This is a genomic window from Polyangium fumosum (assembly GCF_005144585.1).
GTDB lineage: Bacteria > Myxococcota_A > Polyangia > Polyangiales > Polyangiaceae > Polyangium > Polyangium fumosum.
In genome coordinates this window covers 72866-93063 of sequence record NZ_SSMQ01000009.1, presented here as the reverse complement: position 1 = coordinate 93063, position 20198 = coordinate 72866, and the positions used below count along the sequence as shown (strand labels likewise).

Annotated in this window: 15 protein-coding genes; 12 read left to right on the top strand and 3 right to left on the bottom strand. The window is 69.7% G+C overall.

Features of this window, described 5'->3' with window-relative positions; translation table 11 throughout:
- Positions 1-8 precede the first annotated feature (8 nt).
- Positions 9-3926 (top strand): serine/threonine-protein kinase, encoded by a 3918-nt coding sequence (locus E8A74_RS11080; RefSeq protein WP_136928928.1) that lies wholly within the window; start codon positions 9-11, stop codon positions 3924-3926.
- Between the two features lie 18 nt (positions 3927-3944).
- Here the strand turns inward: E8A74_RS11080 and E8A74_RS11075 are convergent, their stop codons facing one another.
- Positions 3945-5558, bottom strand: a complete 1614-nt coding sequence (locus tag E8A74_RS11075) for a thioredoxin-like domain-containing protein (protein ID WP_136928927.1) — start codon at positions 5556-5558, stop codon at positions 3945-3947.
- 53 nt (positions 5559-5611) lie between these two features.
- A complete protein-coding gene (dnaA, locus tag E8A74_RS11070) occupies positions 5612-7066 on the bottom strand; it encodes a chromosomal replication initiator protein DnaA (RefSeq protein WP_136928926.1) in 1455 nt (484 codons plus the stop codon).
- A gap of 805 nt (positions 7067-7871) precedes the next feature.
- On the opposite strand from dnaA, the gene E8A74_RS11060 reads away from it, so the two are divergent.
- From E8A74_RS11060 to E8A74_RS11010, 11 genes are all read left to right on the top strand, one after another.
- Complete coding sequence (locus tag E8A74_RS11060) at positions 7872-8927, top strand: hypothetical protein (protein ID WP_232379497.1); 1056 nt, start codon at positions 7872-7874, stop codon at positions 8925-8927.
- Between the two features lie 90 nt (positions 8928-9017).
- On the top strand, positions 9018-9620 hold the full coding sequence (gene miaE / locus E8A74_RS11055; RefSeq protein ID WP_136928925.1) for a tRNA isopentenyl-2-thiomethyl-A-37 hydroxylase MiaE: 603 nt from the start codon (positions 9018-9020) through the stop codon (positions 9618-9620).
- A 5-nt stretch (positions 9621-9625) separates the two neighbouring features.
- On the top strand, positions 9626-10963 hold the full coding sequence (locus tag E8A74_RS11050; RefSeq protein WP_136928924.1) for a hypothetical protein: 1338 nt from the start codon (positions 9626-9628) through the stop codon (positions 10961-10963).
- A 48-nt stretch (positions 10964-11011) separates the two neighbouring features.
- On the top strand, positions 11012-11290 hold the full coding sequence (locus E8A74_RS11045; protein ID WP_136928923.1) for a type II toxin-antitoxin system Phd/YefM family antitoxin: 279 nt from the start codon (positions 11012-11014) through the stop codon (positions 11288-11290).
- Positions 11291-11295: 5 nt separating this feature from the next.
- A complete protein-coding gene (locus tag E8A74_RS11040; RefSeq protein ID WP_170229043.1) occupies positions 11296-11688 on the top strand; it encodes a PIN domain-containing protein in 393 nt (130 codons plus the stop codon).
- Between the two features lie 296 nt (positions 11689-11984).
- On the top strand, positions 11985-12527 hold the full coding sequence (locus E8A74_RS11035) for an ATP synthase F0 subunit B (protein WP_136928921.1): 543 nt from the start codon (positions 11985-11987) through the stop codon (positions 12525-12527).
- On the top strand, positions 12524-13486 hold the full coding sequence (locus tag E8A74_RS11030; RefSeq protein ID WP_232379496.1) for a F0F1 ATP synthase subunit B family protein: 963 nt from the start codon (positions 12524-12526) through the stop codon (positions 13484-13486). The genes E8A74_RS11035 and E8A74_RS11030 overlap by 4 nt, the downstream gene beginning before the upstream one ends.
- Positions 13483-14025, top strand: a complete 543-nt coding sequence (gene atpH, locus E8A74_RS11025) for an ATP synthase F1 subunit delta (RefSeq protein ID WP_136928920.1) — start codon at positions 13483-13485, stop codon at positions 14023-14025. The genes E8A74_RS11030 and atpH overlap by 4 nt, the downstream gene beginning before the upstream one ends.
- 79 nt (positions 14026-14104) lie before the next feature.
- Positions 14105-15889 carry a F0F1 ATP synthase subunit alpha gene (atpA, locus tag E8A74_RS11020; protein WP_136928919.1) on the top strand — a complete coding sequence of 595 codons (1785 nt, stop codon included), beginning with the start codon at positions 14105-14107 and terminating at the stop codon, positions 15887-15889.
- Between the two features lie 3 nt (positions 15890-15892).
- The gene (atpG, locus tag E8A74_RS11015; RefSeq protein ID WP_136928918.1) at positions 15893-16828 is read left to right on the top strand and encodes an ATP synthase F1 subunit gamma; all 936 of its coding nucleotides are present in this window, start codon (positions 15893-15895) and stop codon (positions 16826-16828) included.
- A gap of 84 nt (positions 16829-16912) precedes the next feature.
- Positions 16913-17524: an L-threonylcarbamoyladenylate synthase gene (locus E8A74_RS11010; RefSeq protein ID WP_232379495.1), complete on the top strand. Its 612-nt coding sequence runs from the start codon at positions 16913-16915 to the stop codon at positions 17522-17524.
- Positions 17525-17545: 21 nt separating this feature from the next.
- Here the strand turns inward: E8A74_RS11010 and E8A74_RS11005 are convergent, their stop codons facing one another.
- Entirely contained in the window at positions 17546-20179 is a 2634-nt protein-coding gene (locus tag E8A74_RS11005; RefSeq protein WP_136928917.1) for a penicillin-binding protein 1A, read from the bottom strand.
- Positions 20180-20198 lie beyond the last annotated feature (19 nt).

Genomic DNA, 20198 nt, shown 5'->3' with positions numbered 1-20198 from the left:
GGGCGAACTTGGAGAGACAGTTCGGGCGTTATGTGCTCCTCGAACGGCTCGGCGCCGGGGGGATGGCCGAAGTCTGGAAGGCGAAGAGCTTCGGCGCCTTGGGCTTCGAGAAGACGCTCGCGCTGAAGCGCATCCTGCCGGAGCTCGCGCGCGAGCCCGAGCTGCTCGAGATGTTCGTGCACGAAGCGAAGCTCTCGGTGCGCCTCTCGCACGCGAACATCGTGCAGGTCTTCGACCTCGGCTTCGTCGAGCAGGAGGGCGAGCCGCCGGGCTACTACATCGCGATGGAGTACGTCGCGGGGCTCGACCTCGCGACGCTGCTCGCGCGGTTTCGTCGGACGAAGACGCGGCTGCCGTTCGGCATGGCCGTGTTCGTCGCGGCCGAGGTGGCGAAGGCGCTCGATCACGCGCACCGGCGGCGCGACGAGCAAGGCAAGCCGCTCGGCATCGTGCACCGCGACGTCTCGCCGCAGAACATCCTCGTGTCCTGGGAAGGCGAGGTGAAGGTCACGGACTTCGGCATCGCGAAGGCGAAGGGCTTCATGCGCGAGGACGAGCACGCGGGCGAATCCGTGCTGCGTGTTCGCGGGAAACTCTCGTACATGAGCCCGGAGCAGTCACTCGCGCAGCCGCTCGACGGCAGGAGTGATCTGTTCTCGCTCGGCACGGTGCTCTACGAGCTCGTCGCCGGGACGAACCCGTTCGCCGGCGCGGGCGACGCCGAGACGCTCCGGCGCGTGCGCGCGGCCGAGGCGCCGCCGCTCGAGCTCGCTCGGTCCGACGTTCCCCGAGAGCTCGCGGCGATCGTACGACGCCTGCTCACGCGGCGGCCCGAGGAGCGCGTGGCCGACGCGGGTCGGCTGCACGAGCAGCTCCTCGGGTACTTTTACGCGACGGGTGATCGTTTTGGTTCAAACGATCTCGCGGAGCTCGTCGCGTCGTTCCACGACGACGCGAGGAAGACGCCCGAGATCGAGGCAGGCTCGGTGCTCGGGGACCCGCAAGGCACGGAGCACGAGCGGACGCCGGTCGAGGTGCCGACGACGTCGGCGTCGTTGAAGGTCGCGGTGGAGAACGTCGCGACGGCGAATTTTCTGGAGCCCGTGGGTGAGCGGCGCGAGGGGACGGTGCTCGTGGTCGCGGGGACGTGCCGCATCCCGGCGCTGCCGTTCGACGTGGAGGGCGCGCGCGAGGTGATCACGCGGTACGGCGGGGTGATCCTGGAGCAGGAGCCCTCGCAGGTCGTGGCGCTCTTCGGGCTCGAAGACGCGGACGGGCGCGACACGGAGGCGGCCGTGCGTGCCGCGCTGGTGATCCTTCGTGCGCAAAAAGGTCGAGGCGCGTCGGCGGGTGTTCACGTGGGGCGCGTGCTCGTGGATGCGCGCGGAATGCCGATCGTCGACGCGCGGCTCGGGACGCTGGTCGCGCAGGCGCAGGGGCTCGCGCGCGCGGTCGCGGAGCAGGTCGCGGCGTCACACCCGGCGGCGCGGATCGTGCGCGGGGCGTTTGGCTTCGACGAGCTTCCGGACGGAGCAAGCTCGGTGCCGGAGGGCGGGCGTGTGATCACCTCGGCGCGCCCGCCGATCGGCACGAGCGGCAAGTTCGTCGGGAGGCAGGAGGAGCTGCGACGCATCGGCGAGATCCTCGCGGCCGCGACGCGCAAGCGCGCGCAGGTGATCACGGTCCTCGGCGAGAAGGGCATCGGCAAGACGCGGCTCTGCGCCGAGATCGAGCGGCGGCTCGGGCGCGGCAACTGGTCGGTCGGGTTTTACGCGGCGAGCTGCCCGCCGAGCGGCGCCGAGCTGCCGTGGAGCGGGCTGCAGGCGATGCTGCAGGTGCTCTGCGGCGTGCAGGAGGGCGACGGCGAGCAGGCGATCCTCGCGACCTTGCCGCGGCTCCGCGCGCTCGGCCTGCAAGAGGAGGAGTCGTCGGCGGTGCTGCGTCAGCTCGGCGCGCGGCTCGGCGATCGGCCTTCGCGTCACGTCGGCGGGATGGGGACGACGCTGCGCGCGGCGTTCACGCGCATGGTGCACAAGCTCTGCGAGGATCGGATCCACTGCTTCGCGTGGGACGACGCGCAGGCGATGGATGCGGCGACCGCAGAGGTGATCGCGAGCGTGGCGAGCCGCAATGAAGGCGCGGCGTCGGCCATCCGCGCAGTGTTCCTTCTCGCGACGCGCACGGCGCCGCCGAGCGTGCTCTTGCCGCTCGCGCGTCACCATGTGGTCGCGCTCGGCCCGCTCGGCGGTGAGGAGAGCGAGCGCCTCGTGGCAGAGCGGATCGGCGTGCGCGCGGCGCCCCGCGAGCTCGCCGCGTTCTGTCGCGAGCGCGCCGCGGGGCACCCGCTCTTCATCGAGGAGCTGTTGAAGGAGCTCGTGGACGCGCGCGCCGTGGAGGTCGAGGACGGCCGCGTCCGCCTGCGGCTCGACGGCGCGCGCGCGGTGCCGCGAGCGCTGCGCGCGCTCATGGAGGCGCGCGTGAGCCGCCTGCCGCAGCGGGAGCGCGGGGCGCTGAACGCCGCGGCGATCCTCGGCGATCCGGTGCACACGCAGGTGCTCGCGGCGCTGCTCGGCGAGAGTTTTTCCGTTGTCGATCGAGGCATCGGCGAGCTCGTCGCGCGAGGCTTTTTGCGTTCGGCGGGCCCCGCGGAGGTGAGCTTCCCGTCGCCGATGCACGGCGAGATCGTCCTCGACACGATCCCGCACGAGGCGCGGCGGGATCTGCACGGCAAGGCGGCCGAGGCGTACCGCGCCGTCTTCGGTGACGAGGTCGCCGAGGCGCACGGCGAGCGCGTCGGGACGCACCTCTACCACGCGGGCGATCGGGATCGCGCCGCCACGTTTTACGCACGCGCGGCCTCGCACCGCATACGCCTCTGCCAGCTCGAACCCAGCATCCGCCTGCTGCTCCGCGCGATCGACCTCGCCGATCTCGACCGGCGCCCCGCGACCGAGATCACGAGCTGGCTGCGCGAGCTCTGCGCCGCGGTCCTGCCCGTGCGCGCGGCGCCCTCGCTGGAGGATCTTTCCGCGCGGGCGCTGCGTCGGATCGATGCGGCGGGCACGCTCGAACAACGCGTCGCCGCCCGGGTCGACGTCGCGCGTGCGCTCGGCGCCGTGAACCGCTTCGATCGGGCGTACGTCGAGATCGACCTCGCGTTCAAGCTCGCCGCGCAGAACGAAGAGCTCCAGCGTTGTGCGCTCGTCGCCGAGATCGATCTCGGTGCGCGCAGTGGTGATTTCGCCCGCGCGGCGCGCGCCGCCGATCGGCTCGAAGCCATGGGGCCGGCCGAGGATCCGCGCACGCTCCTCGCCATCGCCCACGTGCGCGCCGCGACCGGCGTCGCTGCGGCGGCGCTGCTCGCGATCGATCGCGCCGAGGCGAAGAGCCCGAGCGGCGACCCCACGCTCGCGAGCGAGCGCGAGAAGGAGCGCGTGCTCGTGTACGCGTTCATGCGCGATTTTCGCGCTGCGTCGGAGGCCTCGGCGCGCGCGGTCGAGCTCGCTCGTGCTGCGGGGCTGCGCGCCGAGATGGCCGCGTCTTTGCACAACCTCGGCGATACGACGCGGCGCCTCGGCGACTTTCCGCGCGCCTACGCCACGCTCACCGAGTCGCTGCAGATCGCCGAGGAGGCGGGCTACGAGCGCATCGCATCGCTCAACCGCGTCCACCTCGCGTACCTCGACGGGCAGAGCGGCAAGCCGGGCGCCGAGGGGCGGATCCGCGAGCTCGTGAAGTACGCCGAGGCGCGCGGCTACCACGCCGATGCGCTCGAAGGCCGCTCGCTTCTGGCCTCGCTGCTCGCCGAGCACGGCGCGCGGGACGAAGCGAGGCGAGAGCTTGAACTCGTGCTCCGGATGGCCGATGCCTACGGCAACGGCTTCATCGCCGACGACGCGCGTGAGGCGCTCGCGAAGCTCGGCTAGCTCGATCGGTTCTGACGTTCACGGCGCCTTGGGAGGCGTGAGGCCGGCGAAGGCGACGGGCGCGGCCTCACCGCTGGCAGTGATCGCGCGCCGCACGATGCGGCTCTTGTTCGTGTCGACCACGACGAGGTCTTTGCCCGCGACCGTGATCCCGGCCGGCTCCGCGAGGCCCGTGAGCACGGTGCGTGTCGTGCCCTTCGCCGGGTCCACGCGCTTGACCTTTCCATTGTACGAATCGGCGACCCACAACGCGCCTTGCCCGTACGTCATGCCGATCGGGTGCTGCAACCGCGCCTTTGCGGCCTCGCCGTCGACGTCGCCGAACACGAAGAGGTCGACGCCGATCACGGTGCGCACGGTGGCCGTCGCGAAGTCGATCGCGCGGACGCTCGAGGTCTCGCTGTCGAGCACGAAGAGGCTCTTGTCGTCGGTGGCGAGCGCACTCGGCTGGGCGAACGCGGCGGCCTGGGCCGGCCCGTCCTCACGCGCCTCCCGCCCGCTGCCCGCGTAGAGGCGCACTGTGCCCATCTTCGGATCGAAGACCGCGATCTGATGCGAGCCGGCGAGCGCGACGTAGATCGATCCTTTGTGGTGCAACAGATCCCAGGGCGAGCGCAGCGGGGCCGTCCGCCCGGTGTGCTCCTGCAAGCCGAGCGGCTCGGCGCCGAGCTCGCCCGTGCCGGCGACCGTGATGACCTGCCGCGTGGTGCGATCGATCTTGCGGATCAGGTGGTTGCCCGTATCGGCGACATAGAGATCGGCGCCGACCTCCGTCATCCCCTGCGGACGCTGGAACGTCGCGCGCTCCGCGGCGCCGTCCTTCGCGCCCGCCTCGCCCGATCCGAACACGGCCTCCACCACGCCCGCGGCGTTCGTCAGCACGATGCGGTGATGGCCCGTGTCGGCGATGGCGAGGCCGCCGTTCTGCAGCGCGAGCACCTTGCCCGGATATCGCAACACGCCGGCCGGACCGCGATCGGGCCGCAGCCCTTCGAGCGGCCCCTTCGCGAGCACGTTCGTGGCCCGCCCTTCGGCGAGCGCCTCTTCGACCGCGCCGCTGAGGTCGGCTGGATCCGGCTCGCCCGAGCCCACCCACGCGAGCCTTCCTTCCGCGTCGATCAGCGCGACCGTGGGCCACGCGCGTACGCCCCACGCGTCCCAGATCGTCATGTCCGCGTCGACGGCGACGGGGTGGACGATCTCCAGATCACGCAGCGTGTCGCGCAGGCGTGCCGCGTTCTTCTCTTCGTCGAACTTGGGCGAATGCACGCCCACGACGAGCACGGGATCCTTCGCGAAACGCCGCTCGATCGCGGCCAGCGTGGGGAGCGTTTGCAGGCAGTTGATGCAGCAGCTCGTCCAGAAATCGACCACCACCACGTGACCACGCAGCGCGTCGCGGCGCAGCGGCCGATCCACGTTCAGCCACGCCGTCGCGCCGTTCCATTCCGGGATCGAAGGCCGATCGCCCGGCGGCAGGAGCAAGCTCTCCTTGGGCGCGCTCGTCTCCTTCGGAGCCGCGTCGAGGACAGGCAACGCGATCTTCGGAGCGGGCGTCGTGGCGGGCGCGGGGGGAGGGGACGCGCAGGCGCTCGTGGCGACGAGCAGCGCGAGGGACGGGATCCAGCGCATGGCCCCAGTCTACGCGCGGAGGGCGTTCGGGGATGGGGCGTCCCGCCGGACGCTCAGGAATCGCCGGCGAGCTTGCGCTCCAGGGCTTCGAGGTGGGCGCGGACCTGCGGGTCGGTATCGCGCTGGGCCTCGATCTTCCGGACGGCGCTCATGACGGTCGTGTGGTCGCGGTTGCCGAACGCACGACCGATCTCGGGGAACGAGACCTTGAGCCGCTGCTTGCACAGGTACATCGCCACGTGCCGCGCGAAGGCGATGCTCTTGTGGCGATCTTTGGAGGTCAAATCGATCGAGCGGAGGTGGAAATGGTGGCAGACCGCGCGCTGGATGTCCTCGACGCTCATGATCTGCGCGCGGGGCGTGGCGGCCGTGATCTCGGCGCGGGCGAAGGCGAGATCCACGGGGCGGCCCGTGAGCGAGGACTTGGCGGCGAGGCGGATCAGCGTGCCTTCGAGCTCGCGCACGTTCGAGCGGATCACCTGGGCGAGGTAGAGCGCGACGTCGTCGGGCAGGACGATGCCCTCGAGCGCGGCCTTGTTGCGCACGATCGCCACGCGCGTCTCGAGCTCGGGTGCCTGGATGTCAGCGACGAGGCCCCACGAGAAGCGCGAGACGAGCCGCTCCTCCATGCGCTCGAGGTTCTGCGGGTACTTGTCGCTCGTCACGACGATCTGCCGATCGAGGCCGTGGAGCGCGTTGAACGTGTGGAAGAACTCTTCCTGCGTCTGCTCGCGGCCGGCGAGGAACTGGATGTCGTCGACGAGGAGCAGGTCGCAATGGACGCGGTACTTCGCGCGGAAGTCGTCCATCCGATGGTGCTGGATCGCCGTGATGAAGTCGTTCGTGAAGCGCTCGGCGGAGACGTAGATGATGCGGGCGCCCGGGCGCTCACCGAGGACGCGGTGGGCGATCGCGTGGACGAGGTGCGTCTTGCCGAGGCCAGTGCCGCCGCAGATGAAGAGCGGGTTGTACCGCCGGCCGCCGCCGCCCGCGGCCGCGATCGCGGCGGCGTGGGCGAGCTGGTTCGAGGGGCCGACGACGAACGTCGCGAAGGTGTGCTTCGGGTTCAGATCATCGGGCAGGGCGGGCCTGCGCAGCGGCGCAGGCGCGGGCGCCGGGGCGCGTGGCTCGGCGGCGACGGGCGCGCTCGGGGATGCGGGCGCGGCCGGCGGGTTCGTCGAGCTGCGCACGACGAGGGAGCGGGGGCGCACGGGCGGCATCTGAGGGACGTTCGCGATGGGAGCCTCGAGGTGCTGGTCGATGGTCCACGCGACCTGGACGCTCCAGCCGGTGATCTCACGGATCTTGTCCGTGATCGTGGGCAGGAAATTGGTCTTGACCCACTCGAGAACAAACTCGTTCTGCACCCGGAGCGAGAGGACCCCGTCCGTGAGGTCGTCAAACTGCACGCCGCCGAACCACTGATCGAACGTCGCAGGGGAAAGCCCGCGCGTATGCTCGATCGCCCGTTCGAAAATCGCTCGCGATTCGTCTCTCGAAGTGGTCATTCCAGCCCAGAAATCGCTGCGAATACAGTGCCGTGGCGATCCTCGTGCAGGATCGCCCCCAAGTTTTCCACAACCCGCATCAGCGATTCGTCTCGCTATCGTGCGGAATCAATACGGGAAGTTCGAAGCCCGTGACGAATCCCCCGCGTTGTCCACAAGATATCCACAGAATGCCGAGGGGGACGCATGCTGTGGGCGCGAAGGGCACGATCAGGAGCCGGCGGCCCGGCGACACCTCGGGGCTCGCCCGGCTCGGGGATGGGGGTCGACCCGCGGGGGTGACCCGCCCATTTCCAGGGGGGCTGTTCGAGCTTCGCGCAATGGTTCATCACGGAACGCGAAAACGACAATACAGGATCAAGCCTCCCCTGCGTAAGCCCTTGGGAGGTTTCCTTCACGATCGTCAGGAAAAATCCGAGACCCGACGGGCCCCCCACAGGGGCCGCGGCGAAGACGAACCGGAGGTAGCACCGGGGATGGGCGGGCGTCCATCCCCAACGAAAACAAATGCCCCAACCACCGGATTTTACGGCAGTTTTTCCGAGTTCGACGTTTCGACGCGTAGCGCCGTTCGCGCTCTGCCGGGCGTCACGTTGCGGGGAGGGCCGAAACCATAGCGTCCGGAGGAAGCGCGTCCTCGGACGCCCGCGAGTGGCGGGCATTGGCAGACGCGTCCGTCCGTCAAGAGGGAAGATTGTCCATGATTTCCGACGTTTGCCCGCAACGGCCACGACCGGTTCCGCCGCCTCTTCGCGGCGGGTCCGAGAAGTTGCCCTGGACCTCGACATGTGGCTAAGGCCCCCTCATGCGTCCGGTGAGCAGAGCAGGCACCACCGCGGTCTTGTCCGCGCTGGTGGTCGGATCGTCGGCTTCGATCGTGCACGCGCAGGAAATCGCCCTCGCCCCGCAGCTCGCCTACTCCTACGGGGAGAACGAGACGGCGCGGAGCCTCGCCATGGCCGGCGCGACACGCGCCGTCGGCAACGGCACGACGGCGATCTTCTCGAACCCCGCGAACATGGCGCTCACGCGCCTCTACCACATCGAGGCGATCGGGCAGTTCACGCCCGAGGTGACACGCGCCATCGGCGGCGGTGCCATCGTCGACTCGATCACGTCGTCGACCCGCATCTCTGGCGGCCTCGCGTTCATGGGCGGCATCATCGATCCCGACGGCGCCGATCGCGGCTTCATCGACGCGCGCGCGGCCGCTGCGTACCCCGTCGGCGATCGTGTCTTCCTCGGGATCGGCGGTCGCTACCTGCGCATGATCCAGGACGGCTTCGGTCCGCTCGATGACGCCGCGACGGCACGTTACAGCCCCGTGTCAGGCGGGCTCGTCGACGCGGCAGGCAAGCGCATGCCGTCGGTCGACACGCTGACCTTCGACGCGGGGGTCACCATCAAGATCACGCAGTCGGTTCACCTCGGCGTCGTCGGGCAGAACCTCACGCACCCAGGCCACGGCCTCCTGCCCACCACGATCGGCGCCGCGCTCGGCTACGGATCGGAGAGCCTCACGCTCGAGGTCGACGGCGTCGCCGATCTCGATTCATGGAACAAGGCGACGGCGCGCGTCATGGCAGGCGGCGAGTACCTCGCGGCCGACCATTACCCGATCCGCCTCGGCTACCGCTTCGATCAAGGCGCGGGCGTCCATCAGATCTCCGGCGGCTTCGGCTACATCGGCCAGGAGATCGCCGCCGAGGTCTCCGTCCGCCGGACGCTCTCGACCACGATCAACAGCACGATGATCGCCATCGGCCTGACGTATCACCTCGAGTCGAGCGGCCTGACGCGCAACCGGGTGAGCGGCGAAGGGACGGCGAGCGAAGCGGCGAGCGGCGAAGGGGAGAAGTGACCGAAGCGCCCCGACGCGCGGGCGCATCCCGGACGGAAGGACGCTTGCCGCGTCTTGCGCCCGGAGTCGTCGTGCCATAGTTCGGGCCTCGTGCTCTGCCTGACCCGACCGACCGATCCCGCCTGGGCGACCTTGGCCCTCGCGGACCTCGCCACCCTGCTCCGGGATCACGCGCACTGCGAGATGAAGGCGGCGTCGAACGCGCTGTCGCTGGCGGCGCGCTGGCCCGAGCGGACGGAGGTGGCGCGCGCGCTCGTCGAGCTCGCCGAAGAGGAGCTGCGTCATTTCCGAGGCGTGCTCGACGAGCTCACCCGCCGAGGTCTCACGCTCGGCAAGCCCGAGGTTGACGTCTACGCGGCCGAGCTGCGCAAGGCGATCGGCGTCGGTCGCAAAGGCGCGCCGGAGGATCCGCTCGTCGATCGGCTGCTCGTCGGCGCCGTGATCGAGGCGCGATCGTGCGAGCGGTTTCGCCTCCTCTGCGAGGCCTTGCGGGCGCGCGGCGACGAGCCCGAGCTGCTCGCGTTCTACGAGGAGCTCTTCGCTTGCGAGGCGCGGCACTACCGAACGTTCGTCGACCTCGCGACGAGCGTGAAGGCGGATCCCGCCGCCGTGCGCGCGCGCCTCGAAGAGATCGCGCGGGCCGAGGGGAAGCTCGTCGAGGTGCTCGGCAAAGAGCCCACCGTGCACGGGTGACGCACATGGATCTACCTCCGCACGAGATCGATCGTCTGATCGCACGCGCCACGGACGAGCTCCGCCAGAAGGATCGCGCCTTCCGCGTCGAGGGACCCGCCGCGCGTGGCAATGTGCTCGAAGCCTTCCGCGCGGTGAGCACACGCTCGATGTGGATCGAGCTCGGCGAGCGGGGCGCGAAGGATCCGATCCTCGCCGCCGCGCAGGCGCACGTCGCAGCGCTCACGATCACGCGCGTCACCTGGGCCGAGCGCGTGCGCCTCGCCGAGGCGTGGCACGCGCCCACGATCGAGATCGAAGGCCCCGCGCCCGAGCGCGTGAGCCCGCGCGTCACGCTCGCACGTCTGCTCGACGAGACCGTGCCCGCGCGGCGCCACGTGCTCGCCGACGCGCTCGCGCGTGGCGCGGGCGATCTCTCCGACGCCGCGCTCGTCCACGAGGAGCGCCGCGCCGAGGCGTTCCGCCGCCTCGGGATCGAGGACGTCGATGCCCTCGAGATCCCCGTGAAGCCCGCGGCCTCGCTCGCGCGGATCGCCGAACGCCTGCTCGACGTGACGGCCGAGCTCCTGCCGAAGCGCGCGCCGCGCTGGGACGATGCGCTCGCCGTGATGCTCGCGCGTGACGCGGGCGAGGGCTGGCCTGCGCGCCTCTCGCCGCGCTGGTTCAAGGAGCTCTTCGGCAAGACGGGCCTCCTCGACGGACTCTCGATCCCGCCGTTCACGCTCCCGCGCCTGCTCGGCGCGTCCTCCTTCGTGCGCGCGCTCGCTCGCTTCGGCGAAGCCTTCGCCGAGGCCGACGTCCCGCGCGCGGCGCCCTTCGTCCTCGCGCGTCCGCCGTTTGATCTCCGTCGCGCGCGCAGGGCCGCGCTCTTCGGCGCCTTGCCTACCGACCCCACGTTCGGCGTGCGCTCGCTCGGCCTCGGCCGCTCGCGTGCGCGCGTGCAAGCACAAGACGTCGCCCGCGCGCTCCTCCTCTCGCTCCGCCTCGACGCGGCCCGTGTCCTCCTTCGTGGCACCGTCACCCTGCCGCACCGCGCCCGGCGTGAGCGCTTCGAAGAGCTCACCGATCGTGCCCTCGGCGCTTCGATCCCCGGTGGGCTCGCGTTCGTCCTCCCCGCGTTCGAACCGCAGGATCCGACGCGCCTCGCGGGTGCGCTCCTCGCCTTGTCGGATCGCCGCGCGCTCCTCGAGCGCTTCGACGAGGACTGGTTCCAGAACCCGCGCGCTGCGCTCGCCTTGCGTGAGGAGCATGCCGTCCTTCCGCGGGAGCCGACGAGCCCCGAGACTGCGATCGAAGCGGGCCTAGGTGAGCTCTCGCGCTTGCTCGCCGAGCTCTTCCGCTGATGCGCGCTCGTGACTCCGGACGCTCGATCCGGTAGGTATCATGCCGTGGTGCAGAAGTACGGGATCCCCATCGCCGACCTGCCGGGTCACTGCCTCGACGCCGTCGATGCGGCCGAACGCGTCCGCGCGCGCACGCTCGTCACGCGCGAGGGGCATCCGATCGCGGCCATCGTCCCGATGAGTGACCTCGACAAGATCGATCCGCCCGATCCTGCGGTCGACGGCGTCGACCCGCTGCTCTCCTTGTGCGGCACGTGCCGCCATGACGAGTTCGTCGACTCGCTCCTCGTCGACATCTCGCAGACCGGGCTCTGGCATCGGGGCTAGCGCACGTGGGTTACCTCTTCGATACGGCCACGCTGGCCGAGGTCCTCCGCACGGTCCCTTCGCGCCTGCTCGTCAAGCGCCTCTCCGGCGTGCCTACGTCGGAGCGCTGGACGACGTCGATCACGGTCAGCCAGATCCTGATCGCCGCGCGCCGCACGCGGCACCCGAAGCTCATGCAGGACGTCATCCGCCTCGTCGCCGCGGTGAAGGTGGCGCCCTTCGACACGCTCGCGGCGCAGTCCTTCGCCAAGCTTCGCACGACCGTGGCGCCCGACGTCGACACCGACGACGTCATGATCGCGGCCATCGCCGTCACGCACGACTTCACGCTCGTGACGCGCAGGCCCGCTGCGTTCCGCATCTATCCGCACCTGCGCGTCGAGGACTGGACGCTCTGACGACGGAGCGGGCGGCTGAGCGGGTTCGTCCGCGCGAGCCCCTGCATTCGCGGGGCGTTCCGTCAGGGCCGACCTCGCACACGACGCACTTTTTTCGGGAAAGGGCGGGCGCGAACCCGGGTCCATTGCCCCCTTTTTGCCGCGCGCTGGTGGGCCTGCCTCCGGCGAACAAAAGGGGCCTTCCCGTTCCCTTCGCCACGTGCTAGTTGCCCCCGCGCCCATCGAGAGGGTGTCTTTTTGCCTCTCGCGCGGCCCGTGACGTTCGGAGGCTGTCTCCTCGGGATCAACCGAGGGCCATGACCCGTGGCCTCCCCGCCTCTCGAGCCGATCGAGACATCGAGGCCCTCCGGAGACCGCCGGATCCCGTGAACCACCTCGCCTCAGCCAAGCTCTTCGCCTCGGCGATCAACGTCGATTTCGACCCGACGTTCATCGCCCAGTTCATCCTCTTCACGACGTTCGTCGTCGTGCTGCGGCCCTTGCTCTTCGATCCGCTGCTGCGTGTCTTCGAGGAGCGTGAGAAGCGCACCGAAGGCGCCAAGGACGACGCGCGCAAGATGGACGCCAAGGCCGGCGAGCTGCTCACGAAGTACGAAGCGGAGCTCGAGAAGGTCCGGCGCGAGGCGAATCTCGAGCGCGAGAAGCTGCGCCGCGAGGCCAAAGAGCTCGAGACGAAGATCATGGGCGAGGCGCGTGACGAGGCGGCGCGCATCCTCGAAACGGGCAAGGCGCGGATCGCCGCGGAGGTCGAGCAGATGAGGAAGGAGCTGAAGGACGCGCAGCCGGCGCTCGCCGCCGAGATCGCGTCTCGGGTCCTCGGTCGGGAGGTCGGTCGATGATGTCGCGAAGGCTTGCGAAGGTCGCCTTCCCGCTCGCGGTGGGGCTCGCGGGCGCGTCGGCGTTCGCGCAGACGAACCCGAACCAGGGGCTGCCGGCGGGACATCCGCCGCTCGACGTCCCGCCGGGCCAGGCGCGGCCGGCGCCGGGGCAGATGGGCCGGCCGATGCCCGGGCAAGGGATGCCGGGGCAGGGAATGCCGGGGCGTCCTGGGTTCCCCCCGGGCATGCAGAGGCAGCAGCCGCAGCGCGCACCCGAGCCGGCGCACGCCGAGGCGGGTGGGCACGGCGGGCATTGCCCCGGCCATGGCCCGCACGACGTGCCGCACTTCGACCAGATCAACTGGTGGCACGGCATGATCTCCGTGAACAACGAGAAGGCCGTCCAGCCGGGCTTCGTGAACAAGCTCCTCTGGCGGTACGAGAACCACGCGGATCCCTGCGATCCGAAGAACGAGCCTCCGCCCTTCCTCGCGGCGATCCTGAACATCGGCGTGCTCGGGTTCATCCTCTACCGCTTCGGCAAGAAGCCGATCGGCGATGCGCTCGTGAAGCGCAAGCAGTCGATCATGTCGGAGATCGACAACGCGTCGCGCTTGAAGAACGAGGCGCAGAAGCGGCTCGACGAGTACGAGGGCAAGTTCGAGCAGATGGCCGAGACGCTCACGGCGCTCAAGGCCGAGTACGCGGCGCAGGCCGAGCTCGAGAAGAAGCACATCCTCGCCGAGGCCGAGGAGCGCCGGACGCGCATGCGTCGCGACGCCGAGTTCCGCATCGAGCAGGAGCTCCGGACGGCGCGGATCGAGCTCATGCGTGACGCGGTGCAGGGCGCGACGACGGCGGCCGAGGAGATCATCCGCAGCCGCACGGCGCAGGCCGACCTCGATCGGATGAGTGAGGACTACCTGACCTCGGTGCGTGAGGCGCTCGCTTCGAGCGGGCCTGCGGGAGGTGCGCGATGAGCAGCGAGACGATCGCCAGGCGGTATGCGCGTGCCGTCTTCGAGCTCGGCAAGGAGCTCAAGAATCTGCCCGTGGTCGCGCGGGATCTCGCGGATTTCTCGGCGAGCTTCGAGAAGTCGGACGAGCTGCGGATGGTCCTTCAGAGCCCGCTCATCGCGGAGGATCAACGCGAGGCGCTCCTCAAGGAGGTCGGCCAGCGCATGAGCCTCTCGGAGACGGCGCTCTCGACGTTGCGCCTGCTCGCCAAGCGCAGGCGCCTCTCTGCGCTGCCGGACATGGTCCGTCAGCTCGAGAAGCTCGTGGACGAGGACGCGGGCACGCTCCGCGCGACGGTCACGAGCGCCGGTCCGCTCAGCGAGAGCTACCTTGCGAAGCTCCGCGCCGAGCTCGAGAAATCGACCGGCCGCAAGGTCGTCATCACGCACGTGCAGGATCCCTCGCTCATCGCAGGCATCGTCACCCGCATCGGCGACCAGGTGATCGACGGGAGCGTCAAGGCCCGCCTCGAGAGCTTCCGCGAGTCGCTGCTCCGCACCTAGTCGGTAGGCCGCCCGAGGCCCCAAAACTTCCACCGCCCCTCGCACGGGCCGGGTCGAAACAGGATCAAGGACTTCCCCCATGCAGCTCAGAGCCGAAGAGATTTCTCAGATCATCAAGAAGCAGATCCAGAACATCGACAAGGCCGCGCTCGTCACCGAGGTGGGCACGGTGCTCACGGTCGGCGACGGTATCGCCCGCGTGTACGGGCTCAGCCGCGCGATGGCCGGTGAGCTCGTCGAGTTCGTGGGCGCGGGCGGCGAGACGCTCGCCGGTCTCGTGCTGAACCTCGAGGCCGACAACGTTGGCTGCGCGATCTTCGGCGACACGAGCATCATCAAGGAAGGCGACGCCGTGAAGCGCACGGGCCGCATCCTCGACGTGCCGGCGGGCGAGGCCGTCGTGGGCCGCGTGGTGAACGCGCTCGGCATGCCGATCGACGGCAAGGGCCCGATCGAGACGAAGGAGCGCCGCCGCGTCGAGGTGAAGGCGCCCGGCATCATCCAGCGCCAACCGGTCAAGGACCCGCTCCAGACGGGCATCAAGGCGATCGACGCCATGATCCCGATCGGCCGTGGTCAGCGCGAGCTCATCATCGGCGACCGCCAGGTCGGCAAGACCGCCGTCGCGGTCGACGCGATCATCAACCAGAAGGGCAAGGGCGTTCACTGCATCTACGTGGCGATCGGCCAGAAGCTCAGCACGGTCCGCCAGGTCGTCGATCGGCTCGAGAGCTACGGCGCCATGGAGTACACGACCGTCGTCGCCGCGACCGCGAGCGAGACGGCGCCGCTCCAGTACATCGCGCCGTACACCGGCGTGACGATGGGCGAGTTCTTCCGCGACACGGGCCGCCACGCGCTCTGCATCTACGACGACCTCTCGAAGCAGGCCGTCGCGTACCGCCAGCTCTCGCTCCTCCTGCGCCGCCCGCCGGGCCGCGAGGCGTACCCGGGCGACGTCTTCTACCTCCACTCCCGCTTGCTCGAGCGCGCGGCGAAGATGGCGGACGTCTTCTGGGTCGTGAAGAAGGGCACGCCGGCGCCGCCGCACGGAGACCGCGACTATCGCGGCGCCGACGGCAAGATCCACATCGGCGAGCAGGGCAAGGAGTCGTCGCACCACAGCCTGAAGGAAATGGGCAGCGACTACGAGATCATCAAGGACAAGTGGTCCGGCGGCTCGCTCACGGCCCTTCCCGTGATCGAGACGCAGGCCGGTGACGTCTCGGCGTACATCCCGACGAACGTCATCAGCATCACGGACGGTCAGATCTTCCTCGAAGCCGACCTGTTTTACTCGGGCGTTCGTCCGGCCATCAACGTCGGCATCTCGGTCAGCCGCGTCGGCGGCAACGCGCAGATCAAGGCGATGAAGAGCGTCGCCGGCACGCTCCGCCTCGACCTCGCGCAGTACCGCGCCATGGCGGCGTTCGCGCAGTTCGCGGGCGACCTCGACGCGAAGACGCGCAAACAGCTCGAGCGCGGCGCGCGCATGGTCGAGATCCTGAAGCAGGGCCAGTACGTCCCGCTCTCGGTCGAGAAGCAGGTCCTCATCATCTACGCCGGCATCAACGGCTACGTCGACGACCTGCCGGTCGAGGCGCTCGCGCAGTTCGAGGAGGAGCTCTACAAGTACTTCGAGTCGAAGCACTCGACGCTCTTGCCGGAGATCGCCGAGAAGAAGGCGCTCGACGACGAGCTCAAGAAGAAGATCAACAAGGCGATCGAGTCCTTCAAGAAGAACTTCGTCCCCGGCGGCAAGTCGAAGCCTGCCGTCGAGGAGGAGGAGGCCGAGGCCCCGAAGGCCGAGGCGAAGGCCGATGGCAAGGCGGCCCCGAAGAAGGCCGCCAAGAAAGCGAAGTAAGCCGTGCCTTCGCTCAAAGCGATCCGCAAGCGCATCACCAGCGTCCGCTCGACGCAGAAGATCACGCGCGCGATGAAGATGGTTGCTGGCGCGCGGCTCAACCGCGCCCAGCAGCGCATCACGGAGCTGCGCCCCTACGCCATCAAGACGCAGGAGGTCCTCGCGGCGATCACGGCGTCGGCGCGGGCGGCGAGCGCGCCGGACGGCGGGCAAGGCGTCCCGGCGGAGGCCGACGTCGTCCTCGATCGCCCGCTCCACCCGCTGCTCGTCGAGCGCCCCGAGCGCCGCGTGATGCTCCTGATCCTCACGAGTGATCGTGGCCTCTGCGGCGCGTTCAACACGAACATCAATAAGCGCGCCGAGCGCGAGTGGAAGAGCCGCGTCGAGCAGGGGCAGGAGGTGATCATGAAGGTCATCGGCCGCAAAGGCCGGGACTACATGAGCCGTCGCAACGCCCCGAACCTCGGCTACCTCCCGGGCGTATGGGAGAAGCTCGCCCTCGAAACGGCGCAGCGCGTGGGCAAGGAGATCCTCGATCCCTTCCTCAAGGGCGAGATCGACAGCATTTACGTCATCTACAACGAGTTCAAGAGCGCGGTCACGCAGCAGGTCGTGGTCGAGCGGCTCTTGCCCGTTCGTCCGCTCGCCGAAGGGGAGCAGGCCGAGGCGACGTCGGCGACCGAGTTCATCTTCGAGCCGAACCGCGAGGCGCTGCTCGACGTACTCGCGCCGATGTACGTCGACATCTCGCTCCTCCGCGCGCTCTACGAGTCGATGGCGAGCGAGTTCGGCGCGAAGCTCACGGCGATGGATGCGGCCACGAAGAACGCGAAGGAAATGGTCGAGCGCCTGACGCTCCAGTACAACCGCGCGCGTCAGGCTGCGATCACCAAGGAGCTCATGGAGATCATCGGTGGCAGCGAGGCGCTGAAGGACTAGGTCCTCGTCACGCCCGGGGGCGCGTTGCTCGGACGAGCCGAGCCGCGCCCCACTGCCGCAGGCCTTCCTTCACGAGCCGTAACCGTGGGCATCCTCCTTCCCATCAACCCCGAGCACCCCGAGCCCCGCAAGATCCGGCGCGCCGTCGAGATCCTGGAGAAGGGCGGCGTCATCGGCTACCCGACGGACACCGTCTACGGGCTCGGCTGCGACCTCTTCAACAAGCAGGCGATCGAGACGCTCTACCAGATCAAGGGGATGCAGCGAGACAAGAACCTCGCCTTCATCTGCCCGGATCTCGGGGACATCGCGCGGTACGCGGTCGTCGAGAACGCCGCTTACCGCGTGCTCAAGCGCTTCCTGCCCGGTCCGTATTGCTTTGTGCTCCAAGCGACGCGCGAAGTGCCGAAGATCGTGCAGATGAACAAGAAGACCGTGGGCATCCGCGTGCCTTCGAACCCCGTCACGCTCGCGATCGTGCGTGAACTCGGGCGCCCGATCATCAGCACCACCGCCGCGCCGCCCGGCGAGGATCCCATGGTTGATCCCTGGGAGATCAAGGAACGCTTCCCCGCCCTCGAGCTCGTCCTCGACGCCGGTGCCGGCGGCAACCTGCCCACGACCATCGTCGACCTCAGCGAAGGCGACGTGCGCATCCTGCGCGAGGGCGCAGGCCCCATCGACGAACTCGTTTGAGCTCGAACGAACGCCGGAGCCTCAAGGCTCCTTGGCGTGATCCCCTTCGCCCTCGCCGGGCGGCCCCTCGTGCTTCAGCGTCGGCACCGGGATGACCGGGAGCGGCTCCTCCGCGCCCGCCTCCGCGCCCTCGTCCGTGGCGCCTGCCTCGTCCGTCTCCGCGTCCGCCTCCCCGTCCGGCGCGGCGTCGACGCCCGCGTCGGGTGCGGTGTCCCTCAGGAACACCTCGTCGATCGCGTTCTCCTGCCCCTCGTACGCGAGCAGGCCCGTCTCCGGATCGATCCGCTTGTGCTCGAGGCCCGCGGGCTCCGTCGGCGCGCGCTTCGGTTTGCCCGCGTGCGCCTCGCGCATGAAGTCCACGAATGCAGGCAACGACGCGACCGCGCCCGTCTCGCCCGCGCCGAGCGGCGCGGCATCGTCGAAGCCCGTCCACACCGCGCACGCGATGTCCATCGAGTAGCCGACGAACCACGCGTCCTTCGACTGGTTGCTCGTCCCGGTCTTGCCTGCGACCCACCGATCGAGCGCCTTCGCGCGTGTCGCCGTGCCTCGCTCCACCACGGTCCGGAGCAGGCTGTTCACCAGGAACGCCTCGTCCTCGGTGAGCATGCGCTTCGGCTCCGGCTCCGATCCGAGCGGGATGTCCACCCCGTTCGGCCCGGTGATCCGCGTGATGAGCCGCGGCTTCTTGTACTCGCCACCGGCTGCGAACGCCGCGTACGCCGCGGCCATCTCGCGCGGCGTCACCTCGTAGGCGCCGAGCGCGAGCGACAGATCCGCGCCGAGCTTCGACTCGATCCCGAGGTCCTGCGCGAACGCCATCACGTGCGCAGCGCCGAGCTCCTGGATCGACCACACGGCCGCGACGTTGACGCTGTGCGCGAGCGCCTCGCGCAAACGTGCCGGCGTCTTCCCTTCGCTCTCGTCGTAGTTGTTCGGCTGGTAGCCCTTCAGCGCCGCGGGGTTCGTCTCCAGCAGCGTGGCCGGCGTGAACTTGCGCGTGTGGATCCCGTACGCGTAGACGAACGCCTTAAACGTCGAGCCCGGCTGCCTCCTCGAAAGCGTCCGATCGAGCCCGCCGCGCACGCCCTCGTACCCTCCGACGAGCGCCACGATCTCGCGCGACGCGACGTCGATCGCCACGAGCGCCGACTGCGGCCCGAGCTCCAGCCGTAGCCCCGCCGGCTGCGCCTTTTCCTTCGGCGCCGGCTCCAGCGCCGGCTCCTCCGTCCCTGGCTCGGGCGCGCCTTGGCGCGGATCCGCGGCCGACGCGGCGGCCTCCTTCGGATCCACGAGGCTCACGCGCACCACCTTGCCGACCTTCGCGAACTGACTCGGCAAGAGATCCTTCGGGTTGTACCGGCTCTTGCCGCGCAGATCGACCGCGCCCGCGAGCGCGCCGATGCGCACGAACAAAAGCCCCTTCGTGTCGTCGTGCCCCGTCACGACGCCCGCGTACACGCGATGACCGCTCGGCTTCGGCGCGCCCTCGAACGCGGGCGGCTCGCGCTTCCCCGGCGCGAGCGGCGCGAGCATGTTGTGCCGCTTCAAGTACCCGTCGAGGCTCGTGCGCACGGCGCCGCGCGCCTTTGACTGCATCGTCGGATCGATCGTCGTCGTGATCGTGTAGCCGCCGCGATCCGCATCCGGACCGACGAGCGCGCGCAACGTGCGCTTCGCCTCCTCGACGACCTCGGGCGCGAGCTCGCGCATCTCCTCCTGCGCGGGCGCGAGGTTCACCTCCTCCGCGCGCGCGCGCTCCACCTCTTCCGCCGACGCGAAGCCCTTCGCGAGCATCTGCCCGAGCACGTACTCGCGCCGCTTCTTCGCGCGCTCCAGGCTCACGCGCGGCGAGTAGATGCTCGGCCCCTTCACGATTCCTGCGAGCAGCGCGGCTTGCGCGAGCGTCGCGTCGCGGATCGACTTGCCGAAGTAGTACCGGCAGGCCTCCTCGATCCCGTAGCGCCCGTGCCCGAAGTAGATGTGGTTCAGGTAGAGCCCGAGGATCTCGTTCTTCGTGAGCTCCTGCTCGATGCGCCGCGCGAGGATGACCTCCTTCATCTTCCGGTCGAACGTGCGCTCCGACGTGAGCAGCACGTTCTTCACGACCTGCTGCGTGATCGTGCTCGCGCCCTGCCGCGCGCTCGCGCCGCGCAGGTTCTTGTAGAGCGCGCGCAGCATCCCCGGATAGTCGAGGCCCTTGTGCTCGTAGAACGACGCGTCCTCTGCGGCGAGCACCGCGTAGCGCACGCGATCCGGCATCGCCTCGACGTCGACGATCGTGCGCCGCTCGACGAAGAGCTCCCCGAGCACGAGCTGACCGTCCCGCGCCATCACGCGCGTCACCTGCGGCGGGCGGTAGCTCTTCAGCTCCTCCGTCGACGGCAGGTCCGCTTCGTAGTGCCGGATCGTCAACGCCACGCCGAGCATCGCCGCTGCCGCGAGCAGCACGATCGTGATCCCCGCGCGCCGCACCCATCGTTGGATCGTGCGCTTGCGCCTCCGCGCGGCGCGCCGCTTCTCGCGCTCGTCGTCGCTCGTGTCCTTCGTCTCGTTCGGCGTGGAAGGCGCGCTCTTCACCTCGTTCGGCGTGGAGGGCGCGCTCTTCCGAGCGTCGCTACCGTTCTGCTCTTCGGAGGGGCGATCGGCCGGCATGGTGGGTGTCTCGGAAACG